Origin of the sequence: Mycoplasma ovis str. Michigan (genome assembly GCF_000508245.1) — a bacterium.
Taxonomy (GTDB): Bacteria; Bacillota_I; Bacilli_A; order Mycoplasmatales; family Mycoplasmoidaceae; genus Eperythrozoon_A; species Eperythrozoon_A ovis.
This window is the reverse complement of sequence record NC_023062.1, coordinates 447,001-463,849: the sequence shown is the minus strand read 5'-3', so window position 1 is coordinate 463,849 and position 16,849 is coordinate 447,001. Positions and strand designations below refer to the sequence as shown.

General features: G+C 32.2%; 15 protein-coding genes. 5 read left to right on the top strand and 10 right to left on the bottom strand.

Translation table 4 applies throughout. The features are described from left to right. Positions 1 to 21: 21 nt before the first annotated feature. Complete coding sequence (locus MR07_RS02580; RefSeq protein WP_024071340.1) at positions 22 to 702, bottom strand: hypothetical protein; 681 nt, start codon at positions 700 to 702, stop codon at positions 22 to 24. Positions 703 to 802: 100 nt separating this feature from the next. Between MR07_RS02580 and MR07_RS02575 the strand changes: the two genes are divergently transcribed. From MR07_RS02575 to MR07_RS02565, 3 genes are all read left to right on the top strand, one after another. Then, the gene (locus MR07_RS02575) at positions 803 to 1,585 is read left to right on the top strand and encodes a hypothetical protein (protein WP_024071339.1); all 783 of its coding nucleotides are present in this window, start codon (positions 803 to 805) and stop codon (positions 1,583 to 1,585) included. A gap of 112 nt (positions 1,586 to 1,697) precedes the next feature. Further along, complete coding sequence (locus tag MR07_RS02570; protein WP_024071338.1) at positions 1,698 to 3,641, top strand: hypothetical protein; 1,944 nt, start codon at positions 1,698 to 1,700, stop codon at positions 3,639 to 3,641. Positions 3,642 to 3,924: 283 nt separating this feature from the next. Beyond that, positions 3,925 to 4,716 carry a hypothetical protein gene (locus MR07_RS02565; protein ID WP_024071337.1) on the top strand — a complete coding sequence of 264 codons (792 nt, stop codon included), beginning with the start codon at positions 3,925 to 3,927 and terminating at the stop codon, positions 4,714 to 4,716. Here the strand turns inward: MR07_RS02565 and MR07_RS04245 are convergent, their stop codons facing one another. Next, the gene (locus MR07_RS04245; protein WP_024071336.1) at positions 4,717 to 5,904 is read right to left on the bottom strand and encodes a restriction endonuclease subunit S; all 1,188 of its coding nucleotides are present in this window, start codon (positions 5,902 to 5,904) and stop codon (positions 4,717 to 4,719) included. It abuts the gene before it with no gap. Between the two features lie 244 nt (positions 5,905 to 6,148). Between MR07_RS04245 and MR07_RS02555 the strand changes: the two genes are divergently transcribed. Further along, the gene (locus MR07_RS02555; protein WP_024071335.1) at positions 6,149 to 8,101 is read left to right on the top strand and encodes a hypothetical protein; all 1,953 of its coding nucleotides are present in this window, start codon (positions 6,149 to 6,151) and stop codon (positions 8,099 to 8,101) included. 322 nt (positions 8,102 to 8,423) lie between these two features. Here MR07_RS02555 and MR07_RS02550 read toward each other — a convergent pair whose 3' ends face one another. From MR07_RS02550 to MR07_RS02525, 5 genes are all read right to left on the bottom strand, one after another. After that, a complete protein-coding gene (locus MR07_RS02550; RefSeq protein ID WP_043901196.1) occupies positions 8,424 to 8,648 on the bottom strand; it encodes a restriction endonuclease subunit S domain-containing protein in 225 nt (74 codons plus the stop codon). Between the two features lie 7 nt (positions 8,649 to 8,655). After that, positions 8,656 to 9,303 (bottom strand): restriction endonuclease subunit S, encoded by a 648-nt coding sequence (locus tag MR07_RS02545; protein ID WP_043901195.1) that lies wholly within the window; start codon positions 9,301 to 9,303, stop codon positions 8,656 to 8,658. A 113-nt stretch (positions 9,304 to 9,416) separates the two neighbouring features. Continuing rightward, positions 9,417 to 9,821 carry a hypothetical protein gene (locus MR07_RS02540; protein ID WP_144079562.1) on the bottom strand — a complete coding sequence of 135 codons (405 nt, stop codon included), beginning with the start codon at positions 9,819 to 9,821 and terminating at the stop codon, positions 9,417 to 9,419. A gap of 31 nt (positions 9,822 to 9,852) precedes the next feature. After that, positions 9,853 to 10,083, bottom strand: coding sequence for a hypothetical protein (locus MR07_RS02535; RefSeq protein WP_024071333.1), 231 nt, complete (start codon positions 10,081 to 10,083; stop codon positions 9,853 to 9,855). Positions 10,084 to 10,842: 759 nt separating this feature from the next. Then, entirely contained in the window at positions 10,843 to 11,799 is a 957-nt protein-coding gene (locus MR07_RS02525; RefSeq protein ID WP_024071331.1) for a restriction endonuclease subunit S, read from the bottom strand. A 268-nt stretch (positions 11,800 to 12,067) separates the two neighbouring features. Here MR07_RS02525 and MR07_RS02520 point away from each other — a divergent pair, with 268 nt between their 5' ends. Beyond that, positions 12,068 to 12,862, top strand: a complete 795-nt coding sequence (locus MR07_RS02520) for a hypothetical protein (protein WP_024071330.1) — start codon at positions 12,068 to 12,070, stop codon at positions 12,860 to 12,862. Positions 12,863 to 13,242: 380 nt separating this feature from the next. Here the strand turns inward: MR07_RS02520 and MR07_RS02515 are convergent, their stop codons facing one another. The 3 genes from MR07_RS02515 to MR07_RS02505 form a co-directional block, all read right to left on the bottom strand. Then, a complete protein-coding gene (locus MR07_RS02515) occupies positions 13,243 to 14,358 on the bottom strand; it encodes a restriction endonuclease PLD domain-containing protein (protein WP_024071328.1) in 1,116 nt (371 codons plus the stop codon). Between the two features lie 184 nt (positions 14,359 to 14,542). Beyond that, on the bottom strand, positions 14,543 to 15,847 hold the full coding sequence (locus MR07_RS02510) for an MIP family Ig-specific serine endopeptidase (protein ID WP_024071327.1): 1,305 nt from the start codon (positions 15,845 to 15,847) through the stop codon (positions 14,543 to 14,545). 200 nt (positions 15,848 to 16,047) lie between these two features. Then, complete coding sequence (locus tag MR07_RS02505; RefSeq protein WP_024071325.1) at positions 16,048 to 16,824, bottom strand: hypothetical protein; 777 nt, start codon at positions 16,822 to 16,824, stop codon at positions 16,048 to 16,050. Positions 16,825 to 16,849: the final 25 nt, after the last annotated feature.

The following is a 16,849-nucleotide window of genomic DNA, read 5'->3' as shown; positions in this document are numbered from 1 at the left end:
ACTTAAAAGTGAATAAAAATTTTATTTTACTTTACTGTTTCCAAAAAGACTAGAACAATCAATTCCTTGAGATCAGGAATTAGCATTATTAGAGTTTCTCTGAGTCTGCTTTAATCACTCTAAGTCTGAACCATTAGTCTTAGATCTATACAACATATGATTTTCTCAAGTATTTTCAAAAATATCTTCTCCGCAACCTCCCTCTTTTACGCCTAAGTATAGACTCATTTTGGCTATATCCAGAGAATAAGGATTTTTGCCCTCCAAATTTAAAGAGGGCAATTCTTCTTGCGCTTTCTTAAGTATTCTACTTAGCATACCAGAAAACCTTTTAAATTTATTAGTAATTTTTGAAGGTTCCTTCAAAAATCTAAGTAATACATATGTAAATAGATTAGATGATATTTTGAAGTATTTACTTAACTCTTGTGAAGTATCTCCAAATAATAACTTAGTAGCCCTTACTGTTTTTTCTAGTTGTTCTCCTTTGAATAAATCAGCAAAAGATTCTCTTTTGCTTTTGTTATTTAAAAAATCAAAAAGATTTGAAATTGACTCTCCGAATTTGTTAATTAAGTTGATTACTCTTTTTTCGTGCCTCAAGTCATAAATTAATCCGGATATTGAAGCTCCAGATATCAATCCAACACAACTTAAATTAACTAACTTGTGAGACAATATCCCCCCCCTCAATAAAGCCATGACCTTTTAATTTTTAATAATTAATAACTTCCCTTTTAAAAAATATCAATTAATTCAAAAATTAATTAGCTTTTTAAAGAGTCTTTAGTTAATAAGTAGTTTGATACTTTCGGGGGGGGCATTAACAAGGGGGAAAGTTTCTTGAGGTTGTTTATTGTTTCTTGGATTTACTACTTTTACAGGATTAGCCTGCACAGAAATTAAGGGAAATGTGGTGTCTAAAGCTCTTGAAAAAATTGGAGGATTAATTTCTAGCACTTTTAGTACCGAAGGTTCAGGATCTCAAGCTTCATCACAACCTTTAGATCCCATTACTCCATTGATTGGAGTTTGGGAATCAGTTTCCGGAGTATCCACAACAGTTTTTGATTCCATTTCATCAGGTTATGAGTGAATAAAAACAAGTGAAAACTTTCAGTCAGTAACTACTTTCTTTAAGAATTTTTGAAAATTTGACTTTGTAAAAGATATCGTTTTTAATTTCCATTTAACTGCTAGAGCTTGATTGGGAATACTTTTTGACTCAAATACTTTGTCTAAATTTCCCGATGCCTTTAAAACATTTAAGATACTTTCTGCTTTTCTATCAAAAAACGGAAAAGGGGACAAAGATATGATCAATTGACTTTATTTGAGATTATTGGTTAATCCTAGGAGAATGATTACTATTTTGAGTAGAAGTCAAAAACACCAAGATATAAAGGATGAAAATAGTCTTAAATGTAATGGGCCAAAAAAGAAGAAACCCAAAAAGGCAACAGGAACAAATTTACCCTTAGGAATTTGTTTTATTTGTCAAAGCTCAAACAAATTAATAGATCACGTGGTTAATTTCTTAAAAGAAGGAAAGATGCCTGAAGAAACACAAAAGAAAGAAAAATAATTAATTCATTAGATTTTTATAGTTCAAAAATAGGTTTAAAAACCTATTTAAGTGAAACTTTAAAAGAATTCTGGCCATAAGTACTGTTTTTATCTAAATCTAATAAAGGTTAATGAGGCGAAAATTCAAATGAATTTTGGCTGCATTTCTATCTTCTTTTTCTCCTGCTGTGTATGTCTCAGGAGATCTTATTGATTCAGAAGGAATACTCAGTATTACTACTGAAGATATTGAAGATTGAATTCAAGTATACAATGACAACTTAACTTGGCCCAATGATTATAAAAATGACAATTCTGGAGCTTTTCTAGTAAAAACAATTGGATTAACAAACAACCCAAAAGGGATTGTTGTCAATAAGGGAACGCAATATTTAAAAAATCGTCAACTGGGAATTCAGGTAATTGGTAAAATACATCGTAATCGATGGCTAGGCAGGAGAGACATAGGGTCTCATGTCTCGCCATATGAAGTTGTTTTAACTTCAGTCTCCGAGGATGGCAAAACTATAAAACACGAGCGTTTAGATAAATGAGCCCAAAATATTCATGTAATTGAATGGGAGGGAGTTGGAAATGGCTCAGAACCCGCTGGTTCTGACGGGAACGAAAATTACAAAGGAGTTATGGCTGTAAGTTTTCTGCCTGATAATGAATTAAAGCATTTTGTGGATCAATTTGATGAATGAGACTCTATAAATGTTCAGGATATTGATGTTAGAGACATTCTTAAGAAGACTGTTAAGTTGGATCATGATTTCGGGAATATGAAAGTTTCCGATACAGATGGAAACGGAAGTACATTTTTAACCTCAATTGTTGGTTATCAATTATCTAATTCTTTCGGACAAGTAAGTAGTTCGGGACAAGAAAAAACATTTGCACAAGAGATATTAGATAAAACCACTTGAATGAAAAGATCTTGATATAAGGGTGAGGATTTTAAAAATGAAACTACCGATACATCTCTAGAGGCAAAGGAAGTTGAAATTCAAGTGCCTAAAAAATATTACTTCAAATCTTCTTCAGGGGATCAGAAATTTGAATTTTCCGAGGATGAAGTAAAAGGGATTGTGAAAGTTGAAAAAGGAGGTGAAGGAGGTGTTATTCTTGGAAAGAACAATTCGGGGGGGGCAGATAAGATTACTGTTGGAAAGGATGATTTGTCAGTTGCCTATTGGATAAGGAGGAGGAACATGAATATTGTAAGAAGAGTTATTAAAGAACTATTAATTCAAGAAAAATTGGAAGATTTGGAATTGGGTGAACAAGAATATTCTTATTCTGATCTCGAGAATATTGTGAAAAAGAAATTTATTCTTGATAAATTTAGAGAATTTGATACAAAGTGCAGTGGAAATTTAATAGATGATTGAATATCTTTTGATCTAAGTTCTAGTTCAGAAGATGAGGAAGAAGAGGCGGAAGGAGAGGAGGATGATAGTGATGATGAGGGAGGAGGTGATTTCGAATTTGAAGAAGAAAAGTTTTGCAACAAATGAGCATATCCAAAAGTAGAGGGGATCGAAGAATCCGAGCTTAAGCTTACTGAGTTGGTATGAGCAGATCTCAAACAAGAAGTGGAAAAAGAACTAGATAAATTACGAAAAATCTTGAAGGAAGAAATGAAGACTTACTTGAATTCAAGCGACAAGAAGGGATTAAACATGTCACCTGAACAAGTTGAACAAATTAATCAAATTTGCGGAAAAGATTTCGAAGCATGTGAAAAAAAACCTAAAACAACAAAAGTTACTGAGTACAAACTAAAACAAGAACAACGCAAATCAATCAAGGAACAATTAGTTTCTTTGCCAGATAAATTTGGAGTTGTTGATTCTTGAAATCAGGAAAACAAGTTCGCTTTCCCTAAAGACCCTCAAAATAAGAAGTTAGTTCCCATTGTTTGAACTATTCAAGGTTTTTCACAAGGACAAAATCAAAAACCTTGACATAAATCTTTGAATTCCAATGAAGACAAAAAAGAAATTCAGAAAGAACACAAATCAATAAAAATTACAAAGATAAAGGACTTGAGAGAGAGTAAGAAAGTTTAATCTAAAACTTTCATCTTTAATAATTTGTTAATAATTAATGCACTATTTTCTCGTAGTGTGAAAATCAGATCTTAAAAATTAATTTTTTTCTGAATTTTTTTGTTTTTTCTGCAGGTAATTGCTTTTCTTCGGAATTTATAAATTTTTATTATTTCTAGAAATATTCTCTTTGGTTTTTATAGATAAACAACAAATAATGGTTGTTTAATACATTGAAATACTAATAATTTAAAGGTATTTAGTTATTTAGCTTTTAAATACAAAAAACAAATTAGTACTTAGGTTGAAATTTTCGGGGGGGGCATTAACACAGGGAAAAATTGCTGGTGGGTGTATATTATTTCTTGGTTTTACAGCTGGAACAGGTTTAACTTTTGCAGAAATTCAGAAAAGTTTAGTATCTAGCGCCTTAGCAAAACTTGGAGGATGAGTTGTTGGAGTTTTTAATTGAAACGGGTCTCCTCCTCCGCCAACCCCTTCTCAACCTATAGATCCTGTTCCCGCAATAACTCAAGCCTGATCAACAGTATCCGATGCATCAACAACAGTTTTTGGTGCCGTATCATCAGGATATCAATGAATTGTAAAAAGTGAAAATTCATTGTTTTTGGCTACTTTTTTAAAAAACTTTTGAGACTTTAGTTTTGTAAAAGATGTAGTTTTTAATTTACATCTGACTATTAGAGCGTGGTTGGGAGTGCTATTTGACTCAAATGCTTTATCTAAATTTTCTGAGGCTTTTCAAACATTTAACGTTCTCGCTCAGTTTCTTAGTAAGGATGATACTTTGAAAAATGGAGATAAAGATATGATTAACTGACTTTATTTGAGATTGATGGTTAACCCTAGGAGAACTATTAATGTTTTGAAAAGAGGATCAAAGAATGGACAACTAAAAGGTGAGGATGATTTGAAGTGCAATGGTGCAAAAAAGAAGAAAAAGAAAGAAAGAGGAGAAAATCTTCCACTAGGAATCTGTTTTATTTGTCAAAGTAAGAATCAGTTAATAGACCAAATTAAGACTTTTTTAAAGGAAGGGAAGATGCCTGAAGAAACAAAAAAACAAGAAAAATAATTAATCTAATGTTTCAATTCATCCCTTTTGCATCTTTAACAACTTATTAATAATTAACTCATTAGATTTTTGTAGCTCAAAAATAGGTTTGCAAATTTGGTTGAACCTGGAGATCAATTCAATTTTTTTTGGAATTTTTACTTGCAAGGATTTAAATTTTCGCAAATTTAAACCTATTGTTGCAGTTGAATTATTTACACTTTTTCAACTTCATTTATTTCAAATATCTTTAACAAGAAAATAGGAATAATATAAATATTTACCTTCTTTGTAGTCTAAGTGTCAGAAGTGACTGCTAATGTACAAATCTATAAGATTTATTCCCAATTTCGCTATGGATTTTTTCCCAACTCCCATAGCTACCATAAGTAAGCTATAAGAAGAAATTATTTTGGCCTTACACTTTTCTGCTCCAGCAATAGTTAATTGTTCTTCAGAATTTGAGACAAATTTAAATCCAGATTCAGTTACATCTTTAACTTTGATCCAAGGAGTTCCTCCCTCTTTGCAAAAATATTTTTTTTCTAATTCTTGGCTATATTTAGGAGGTTTTGAGCCTCCAGATATGGAAAATAATTCTTTAACACTTTTAATAACATAGTCTTTCTTAAAAGAATTACTAAAGAAAATGTAGTAGTAATTTTCCATTCATTTCTCTAATAATTCATTAATTTTTTTCTTTACATTTATCAACTTTTCAACTGCTTGATATTTGTAAACTCTTTTTTCTTGAATTACTAATTCCGGAACAGAAATAGGAATTTTTAAAAATTTTTTCCAAGAAAGACTATCTCTTACTCCCCCTCCGGCCAGAAAAACTGCTTGCTTATCTATTCTTGAATTTTTAAAGTAAATCATTAAAAATTCACTATTAAGGCCAGAATTATTTACTTTGAATACTCTGTAGTAAGGGCTTACTAAAGCAGGACTTGAATCTATATATAGACCGACAGGTAGCTTTCCATCCCTTCCTACCTGCAATAAGCTGGTTATAAAATCCCCATTTCTTACCACTTGAAAATTACTTAAATTAGTATTTTGGTTGAAACTTAGAGAAGGAATTATTTCCTTCTTTACTGTAACTCCAACTAATTTAGTGGTTACTAAATTTTTATTTGTCTCTTTGCATAAAGTTATGTAATTACCTATCGGAGCAACAACTTTTTTGGGTTTTATTGTGGCATTCACCCATTTCTATTGACTTATTCGAAACTTACTGACTAAATCTATTTAAAAATTTTTTATTTTTCTGTAGTTAAGTGATTATTTTTGTGAAAATTGAGGTAAAAACGTAATTATGTTTATTTTTCTATAAAACCGTTGAATAAATAAAAATTCAAAAATAATTTTTTAAAAAACTTTTTAAGTTCTATTTGGATCTAGTTCTATCCGTAAATTTTGAGCTTTTATTTATTTAAATCCAATAAGGTTAATGAGGCGAAAATTCAAATGATTTTTGGCTGCATTTCTATCTTCTTTTTCTCCTGCTGTCTATGTCTCAGGAGATCTTATTGATTCAGAAGGAATACTCAGTATTACTACTGAAGATATTGAAGATTGAATTCAAGTATACAATGACAACTTAACTTGGCCCAATGATTATAAAAATGACAATTCTGGAGCTTTTCTAGTAAAAACAATTGGATTAACAAACAACCCAAAAGGGATTGTTGTCAATAAGGGAACGCAATATTTAAAAAATCGTCAACTGGGAATTCAGGTAATTGGTAAAATACATCGTAATCGATGGCTAGGCAGGAGAGACATAGGGTCTCATGTCTCGCCATATGAAGTTGTTTTAACTTCAGTCTCCGAGGATGGCAAAACTATAAAACACGAGCGTTTAGATAAATGAGCCCAAAATATTCATGTAATTGAATGGGAGGGAGTTGGAAATGGCTCAGAACCCGCTGGTTCTGACGGGAACGAAAATTACAAAGGAGTTATGGCTGTAAGTTTTCTGCCTGATAATGAATTAAAGCATTTTGTGGATCAATTTGATGAATGAGACTCTATAAATGTTCAGGATATTGATGTTAGAGACATTCTTAAGAAGACTGTTAAGTTGGATCATGATTTCGGGAATATGACAGTTTCCGATATATCTGGAGGGGGAGCCCCATTTATGTCTTCAAGTGCTTGATACAAAACATCTAATTCTTTTGGACAAGTAAGTAACTCGGGACAAGAAAAAACATTCGCTCAAGAAGTATTAAGCAATACTGATTGAATGAAAAGGCATTGATATAAGGGTGAAGAATTAAGTAATGAAACTACTGATGAATCTTGAGAAACAAAAGAAGTAGAAATTCAAGTCCCAGAAAAATATTATGTTCAATCTTCTGGTGGGGGGGGCCAACAAGTTGAATTTTCGGAGGACGAAGTCAAAGGGATTGTGAAGGTTGAATCCGAAAGCGATGGAAGTGTAATTCTGGGAAAAAATGGTTCAGGGGAAAAGATTACTGTCGGAAAGAATGATTTATCAGTTACTTATTGAATCAATAGAAGAAACATGAATATTGTTAGAAGAGTTATCAAAGAATTATTAAAACAAGAAAAATTGGAAGATTTGCAGTTGAATCAGAAAGACTATTCTTATTCAGATCTTGAGAATATTGTGAAAAAGAAATTTATTCTTGATAAATTTAGGAAACTTGATTCAAAATGTAGCGGAAATTTGATAGATACAGATGAGTGAATAACTGTAACTCTTGATTCTGATTTAGCAGATGAGGAAGACGAAGAAGACAGTGAGGAGAGTGACGAGGACGGGGGGGGAGGCGAGGAGGAAGAAGATTTATTTGCCGAAGAAAAGTTTTGCGACGAATGGGAATATCCTAAGGTTAAGGGAACTGAAGATCCAGAACTTCTGCTTACTGAGCTTGTGTGGCAAAACCTTAAGACAGAAGTTGAATCAGAATTAACTAAATTACGAAAAATTTTGAAGGAAGAAATGAAGACTTACTTGAATTCATGAAGCAAAGGAGAATTAAATATGCCTGCCGAAACAGTTGAAAAAATTCACCAAATTTGTGGTAAAAATCTAGATGCATGCGAAATAAAACCCAAAACAACAAAAGTTACTGAATATAAGTTAAGCTCTGAACAATCCAAGCCAGAACAAAGAAAATCGATAAAGGATAAATTAATTTCTTTGCCAGATAAATTTGGAGTTGTTAAATCATGAAATTATGACAAGCAGCTCGTTAATCCCTTGGGTGCCCAGAATGGTCAATTAGTGCCAATTGTTTGAACTATTCAAGGTTTCTCACAAGGCAAAGAACAAAAGCCTTGAAGTAAATCTTGGAATTCGAATGACGAAAAAGAACTAAAGAAGGAAGAACATAAAAAAATAAAGATTACCAAGATAAAAGAGTGGAGATAAAGTAAAAAAAGTTAATCTAACGTTTCAATTCAGCATTTTTGTAATCTCAAACACTTAGAAATTATTTGTTCATTATTTTTTTGTAATTCAAAAATTGGATTACAAATTTGGTTGAATTTATCGATTAATTGTTGGGGGGGGAGTTTAACCTTGAAGTTCTTGAATCTTTTCAGATCAAATGAAACTCTATCTGTTGAACTATTAATTAAATTTTTTAAATGTCAAACATTTTCTTTGATTAAAAAATAGGAAAAGGTTAAGGGAATTGGAAAATGTTTTCTTTGTGGATTATTTCATAAAGCTCAAAGAGTTGAATTGACTGTTAGAGAACAAAATTAATTTTTACTTTTCCTAATTGAGGGGCATTGACGCCCCCCCCAATGAATAATAGGGTATAGGACGGAATGATTTGTGTTTTGCTTTTTCGCATGCCCTCTTCAGTCAAATACTCTTCCACATATCCCACAAATTTAGTGTTATATCTATTGATATCACTAACTGTTAAAGAAGGAATTCCGCCTTTTTTACAGAAATAAAGCTTTTCCAAATATTTATTAGATCTTGTAGGTCTGCCCCCATCTTACGATTTGAAATAAATTTCCAAAAGTTTCATTTGAAAATTCTTCTAAATTGTCAAACATTAAATGGAATAGACATTGCATGAAATCTTCAAGTTTCTCGTTTATTTTTTTCTTTAGTTGAATAGTTTTATCTAGAGTTTCGTATTTATTAACTACCTTTTTTTGAACCTCCAGCGGAGGTACTGAAATGGGAAGTTTTATGAAATCTTTTCAAGATAATTCGCCCCGAACTCCTCCAAAGCACATGTAAAGTAGCTGTAGATCTGTTGACTCTTTTTTAAAAATCAACATCAAGTATTCACTCGAGAGATTAGGGTTGTTGACTTCAAAAACGTGATATTGGGAAGAAACGACAGCTAACTCTTTTCTCTTGTAAAGCCCTACTGCCAATTTTCTCGTTTCTTCAATATCCATCAATCTAACCACAAATTGGTTATTAGAAATTAACAGGCATCAAGTTAAATTGGTATTTTTTCCAGAATAAAGAGAAACTATGATCTCCTTATCTGAACTAACACCAATTAATTTGGTGCTTTCTAAATTCCTATTTTTTTTGGAGACTAAAGAAATATACTGCCCAAGAGGAGAAAACCTTTTCAGCGAATTAACAGCTTTATCCATCTGGATATTTAATTGATTTTTTGTGTTACGGAAATATTATTCCTACTTAATAATTTTTGTTGAACTCTAGAAGGATAAAAGGAGAATGGGTTACTACTTGTTTTTAAAAATTTTTAGTACCTCAGATACATTAAACTGTTTTCTTCTGTTTGCGGTTCCATTATCTTTACTGTATATACTTGTTTTTCCTCATCTCCAAAAACACCATTTAGAACCCCTCCTCCCCATTTCCCAGTTATCTCCGGTTCAACAAAACTCTTACTTGTAAATTTCGTTATAGAAAGATCTCAATCATCTACATCTTGCGGAGTTTCGATAGTAATTGTTTCAGCTTTTACATTAATTTTGTCCCCCTCTTTCAAATCATTTCCTTGATTTTGTAAAAAAATAGTTGGAATTCACAAGTCTCATCTTGCTGTTATGACATCGTCACCCTTGCCACCATTATCACAAGATAATGAAGTGTATTTAGAGGATTCAGATGATTTGGAAGTTACTTTATCTGTTCCTGATTGCACTACACAATTTCCCAATTCTTCTTGTTTAGGTCTAAGCTGTTGCCTCGCCTCTTGTTCCTACTTCGCCAGCATCTGTAGAGCCGGTGTTAAGTGGTTTGGAGGGGGTGGCAATTGTGTCACCCAGACCTTGAGTAGATGCATCAGAACTTTGTGAAGTGCCGTAAGGAGATGAGTGGAAAGCAGTAGGAAGATTTAAAAAAGGAAGAACGCAACTCCCTCCTCCCAAAAGGAGTAAGGAGCTTCCTTTTAAAAGAAGATTCATTTAATGAATACTTTTTTCTTAATTAAATAGTACAACGGAGAAATTTGTTGAGTTCGTTCGGATCTTAGACATTTCTTAAGAGTCCCGTTCAAAAATCTTTAAATAAGTCGAATGAAAGCCACTAAAGTTTTGAAGAGAATGATAACGAAAATTCAAACAGTTTGTCAATGAAAGTCACCCTTGTCATTTATTTGTAGATTTTTGTCTTTTGGGCCTTTCTCAAATATTTTGTCTTGTTCTAAAGACATCTGTATATCGCATATTTATTGCGCTACAAACTGAACGAGAAAAATGAATCTCTCTCTCTCTCTCTCTCTCTCTCTTCTCTCTCTCTCTCTCTCTCTCTCTCTTTTCGCTAAACAAAGATTGTGAAAAAACCCAATAAACCTTTTTCAGAGACTTTGTAATCATCATCTCGTTTTCTCTAGGGCGAGATAAATACTTAACTTCAAATTGATTTTCTTTTGTGCAGTAGCAATTAAACCAAAGTTTCAACGATACATTTTTGTAATCTCAAACATTTAGTAATTATTTGTTCATTATTTTTTTGTAGTTCAAAAATTGGACTACAAATTTGGTTGAATTTGTCGATTAGGTGCTGGGGCGGAAGTTTGACTTTAAAGCTTTTGTAGTTCAAAAATTGGACTACAAATTTGGTTGAATTTGTCGATTAGGTGCTGGGGCGGAAGTTTGACTTTAAAGCTGGAATTTTGAAAGATGTAAAGGAAACTATATCAGTCGAATTGTTCAATAATCTCTTTAATTTTGTGGCATTTTCCCTAATCAAAAAGTAAATATAAGAAATAGGCAAATTGTGTTTGCCCCCCCCTCAATGACCCACAAATTGGGAGAAATAATTAATGTCTTGAGTTGATTGATTAATAAACGTCCACCTTGACGACCAGCCGTTCCAACAAATATCAATCCATTTTCGGGAATTAATTTAGCTTTGCATCTTTTAAATCCGGCTTCAGTCAATTGTTCAGAAGTTGAATTTAAAAACTTGCATTCAAAAATGTCTTTTGTTCTTAAAAAAGGTATTCCCCCTCGCTTACAAAAGTAGAGTTTTTCTAAATAAAAATTGGATTTAGGGGGCTGAGAGCCTTTCAAAACTTGAAACAAATTACCTAGAATTTCACTGGTGAATTCTTCCAAATTATCAAACAAAATATGATAGTGAGCTTTCATCCACTTTTCCAACAATTCGTTAATTTTTCTTTTGTTTTGTATTAACTGCTCGATTGTTTGATATTTGTAAACTATCTTTTTTTGTTCTTCTAATGCAGGAACTACAATAGGAAGTTTGATGAAATTATCTCAAGATAAAGTTCCTCTAATTCCCTTATCTGATCAAAAAACAGATTTTTTATCCATTGTTGAGTTTTTGAAATATATCATCAAATATTCACTATGTAAGTCAGAATTATTAACTCTAAACACGTAGTAACTGAAACTCACTATAGATAATTCTGAATCTGAATATAAACCTATCGGTAACCTTTTATCCCTGCCCACCCGCATTAAGCAAGTCACAAAATCCCCTTTTTCAACGATTAAACAATCTTCTAATCTTTGTTTTCCAGAACAATCTTTATAAATAATTTCCTTTTCTACTGTAACTCCCACTAACTTAGTGGTTTCTAAATTCTTGTTTTTTCTCTTGCAAATAGTAATGTAATTTCCAATAGGAGCAATAATTTCACCAGATTGAGCCATATTTTTGAATTAAATGTATTTAGCTCTCAAAATTCCCAGAAATATTTTCTTTATTAAGAGATATCTCCGCCCTTTAAGGACATTTGTGAAAATTTAAAAAGCTATTTTTGACTAAAATAATGAAAATCCCGCCCTTTAGTTTTTAATACTTCCTTTAAAAAATTATTAATAATCCCCCATTAAAAAATAAACAACGTTTAGTGGTTGTTTATAAAACATAAAGGTATTTAACTAGCTTTTAAGTACAAAAAACCAATTAATACTTAGCTTGAGATTCTTGGGGGGGGCATTAACAAGGTGGAAAATTGCTGGTGGATGTATAGTACTTCTGGGTGGTACTACTTTTACAGGCTTAGTTTGTACAGAAATTTATAAAGATGGAGTATCTAGTGCTTTAGCAAAACTAGGAGGTTGGGTTGTTCAAGTTTTTAATTGAGTTGGTTCTGCTTCTCCTCCTTCCGCGCCCTCTACTCCCCTAGATCCCATAACCCCGATTACGCAAGCTTGAGACAAAGTATCTGGATGAGCAACAATGATTGCCGGAGCCTTTCCAGAGGGTTATAAGTGAGTCAAAGAGAGTGACAATGCACAGTTTCTAGCCACTTTCCTGAAAAGCTTTTGAAATCTCAGTTTTGCAAAAAATGTAGTTTTTAATCTACATTTAACTATTAGAGCATGATTAGGAGTACTATTCGATTCAGACGCTTTGTCTAAATTTCCCGATGCCTTTCAAACATTTAAAGTTCTTGCAAAATTTCTTAGCAAAAAAGAAGTTGCCAAGAATGGGAATAAAGATATGATTAACTGACTCTATTTGAGACTTATGGTCAATCCTAGAAGAACCATTAATGTTTTGAAAAGAGGCTCCAAGAATGGAAGTGTAAACGATGAGAATCAATTGAAATGTAATGGCGCAACAGGAAGAAGAAAGAAGAAAAAAGAAAACACTCTTCCTTTAGGTGTTTGCTTCATCTGCAGAGAAAAAGACGAATTAATAGAACATATGAAAAAGTTTTTAACGGAAGGGTCTATGCCTCCAGCAACACCGAAAGAAACAAAGTAAACAATTCAATTTGTCTTTTTTTCTTAAAGTTCTTCTTTAAATTAATTCACTGATAAGTGGTTTTTTATGAATCCTCAGAATGTAAATGACAAATGTTCCAGTTCGGATTTATTTTGAAAAAGGCATTCATAGGAGAAAAGCAAAGAGAAAAGGGCTTAAATTTTAATTAATTTGCCAAAAAGTAATTGCGATAGTTCTAGTTTCAGACAAAACACTAAAAGAGCGACAACGAAATATTAATAGAGCGGAAGAAGAAATAATTCCTAGAGAGGTTGCTAAATTAAAAAGATTCCTAGATAATTAACTAGTAAAAATTAGAGATAATCAAAACTTATGAGTAATTTGGTAATTCTGTTTTAAATACTGAACTCTTACAGCTTTTAAATAGATTTTCTAGGAAAAGAAAGGAATCATATATCTCTTTCTATTCCCTTTCCATCTTTTTTGGTGTTTTTTGTTTTAGTCAAAACTAAATGATCGCCACCATATTCTTTTAACATTTCACCAGTAATCTCTCTTTCCATTTCCTCTTCATCTGAAAAGTGATGGTGTTCTGTATCAACAACATGCAAGCTGCCACCAATTCTTCCCCTTATTCATCTTTCCAAAACTTTGTCTTTTCTATGGAATCACAAATTCTTGATCTTGTTTTCCTCGACATAAGACATAAACTCATATCCATCATCAGTAACTACGTAGAATCATTCCTTGTCGTCAATGCTTCCAGATTCATCTAATAATTTTTGGCCCTTTTCCTTTACACCTAAGCTTATATAAGATTTTTTCTTTCTTCTTTTACTTACTTTTTTGTTTTCCGCGGAATCCAAATCAATTAAAGGTATTTCCAAAGTTGAATTAAGCTCCAATTGTAGATTTTTCACTGCATGCGTTTCAACTTTAGAAACAGATGACAAACCAACTATTCTGTCCATCATATGATTAATGTCAAACAGTTTATGCTCTTTTTCTAGCACTGCAACATTTTCTGAAATATCTGGGGATTTCAGATGATTTATGTGAGAAAGAGAAACTAGTAGATTATCTTGGTTATCAAACAATACAGCTATTTCATATTGATGTAAATGTGTAAATTCAGAAGTTAAAAAGCTTAAATTGGCCGATCCTAATATTGCAGAAAATGGGTTTTCATCTTTCAAGAACATATACAACTTTCCATGATATTTAAATGGATATATTAGTCTAATTTCACCTATTCCAGATGTTTGTCATTTCTGGTTTATCTTAAGAACCAATTCATGTAGACTTTTTGGAAACCCATTAAAAAAATACATACCTAAGATTAGACACACTTTTTTAATCCCTGATTCTGTAATCAGTCTGTCTAATTCAGTTAATGAAGCTACGGAAGCAAATCCTACAGAGATTTGTAAATTATCAGATTGCTTTATCTGTTCCCTGAAAGACTCTTCAATTGTTTTTTGATCTTCCTCATCCGGTAATGGAAGAATGTGAGAAAAAAGGACTTGCTCTGTCACTTTAATGCATCAATAAAAAGTTTGGTATGTCTAATAGTATATTACTTTTATTCAGTCTGAATATTGTACTATTTTTCATTGCGTTTGGTTTAAAAATTTCAGTTGCCCTCGAATCCAACTTATAGAACTCTATTTTCTATTAAGTAATATAAAGAATTTTCTAATTACTAAATGTGAAAACTTCTTACTTTGATACTTGTTTTGTGTTTGTTCAATTCTTCACTGAACTTAATCAAGTTCTCTTTCCACTTGTTAACAAATGTTTTTCTACTTGTTGTTTGTAAGAAGAGTTTTGCTTTTCAGCGCCTAATATCAAGTCATATTTAGGGGTCTTAATTTCTCCTAAAATTGTTTCTTCAGCTCTAAGAGGAGTAAACAAAGAATATTCTCCTTCCATAGCTCTAACTCCTAGAAGATTTCCATTTTCGTCCACAACCATAGAACCAGAAGCACCAGCTCCTAACTTGGTTCCTTGTGTATAGTAGAAGTGACCAAATTCGTTATATTTTTTACCTCCTCAGTTAAATTTGTATTTGTCTTCTTGAAAATGCTTAGCTGAAAGAAATCCTCTTACCTTATCTCTTGGAGAAATTCCGTATTTATTTTTTTGATCATTTGATAATACATCCCCTCTTTTATTTTTTCAGCTTCAATTATCTTTCTTAAAAAATATTGATTCTGTTCTCTTATCTGGATAACCTAAGCTATAGAAACGAGATGTATTTTCCTTTGTTTTATTAGGGTCTAAAGGACTACCAAATACATCTATTGCATCTTCAAAAGATCCCTCTTTATATTTGTCAGCAAAGTTGTTAGTCATTTTTTTAGCAATTTCTTCACTGTCAAAAGTAACTTCTATTACAGCGAAATCTTTGAAGTTATTCTCTTGTATATCAAATTTGGATTCCTTGTTAAACAGATTCAAAGCTGTTCAGAATAATTTAGGTTTTTTTATTTTCGCCTGAGAAACAATTTCTGAGTGTGGTTTTGACTTATCTTTGTCATTAACTTTTACAATACTTAATTCAAAATTTTTTTGTTGTACATGTTTACAACTCTTAGGAAGTTCTTGATCATAGTTATTGTTTTTCTTTCCATCAAATTTTCATCTATTTACTACATGTGCCGCGGTTGCAATGTATCAAACTGTTGGATAATGATCTTTCTGAGGAATTTGATAGTCCAAAATTCAACCTGTTCCGTAATTACAAGGAGTAACAAGTTTGAGAGTATAGTGATCTAATTTACTTGAAACGGGATTTATATGACTACTTCTTTCGTCGTCTTGTAAACGAGACTCTTCTAATGAATCCTGTTGCTCTAGTGTTGAATCGTCAGAATGTGATGAATTAACTTGTTGGGGGGGGCCGGAAAGATCACTTTGTAATGAAGTTGTACTTTCAGAAGATGACTGTGTTACTTGTTGTACTCCAAAAATCAGCCCTGAAAAGACTGGAGCTGAAGAAATTCCTCACTTCCAAATTTGCATAGAAATATTACTTACTCTTTAAAAATTTTTCAATGAATTTTAAATCAATATTCAAAAACCGCATGAACTCCAAAAACTCTAAATCAACCATTAATTAAATACTTAAAGGAATTTTGTTGAAAAAAACAAGAAACCATTTAGAAGTCCTCGACTACATATAAATGATTTATTAAGTTCTTTTTCGTACATTAATAATCCCACTATTCTTTTTTCTTAGTTTCTGGCATCTTCCCCTCTTTCAAGAAATCTGCCACTTCCTGCTTTAACTTTTTCTTATCTTTGCAAATAAAACAAGATCCCAATAGCTCTTTTCCTTTCTTCCCACCCTTGCCCGCTCCATTACATTCAAGTTTGATCTCGTCCTCCTGTTTTGCTCTTTTTGCCCCTCTCTTCAAGATAGTAATCATTTTTCTTGGGTTAATAAAGAATCTCAAGTAAAGTCAATTAATCATTTTCTGTTCACCATTCTTCTGGTGATCGTCTTGACTGAGAGCGACTGCCAGTGCAGCGAAGATCTTAAGTGCATCAGGAACTTTTGACAAAACATTGGAATCAAATAGCACTCCCAATCATGCCCTAATAGTTAGATGTAAATTAAAAACTACACTTTTGACAAAACTAAATTCTCCAAAGTTTTTAAAAAAAGTGGCCAAAAACTGTGCATTATCTTTCTTTTCAATTCATTGATATCCTTTTGCTGCAGCACCCAAGACTGTTGTTGATGCACCTGATACTACTGATCAAGCTTCAGTTATTGCTGGGATAGGATCTATAGGTTGTGATGAAGATTGTGAAGAAGAAGTTCCATTTCAATTAAAAATTTCAACAACCCAACCTCCTAGTTTTGCTAAAGCACTAGATACTCCATTTTTATAAATTTCTGTACAAACTAAGCCTGTAAAAGTAGTACCACCCAGAAGTACTACACACCCACCAGCAATTTTCCCCTTCGTTAATGCCCCCCCCGAAAACTTCAACTTAATTATTAATTAATTTGTTTTT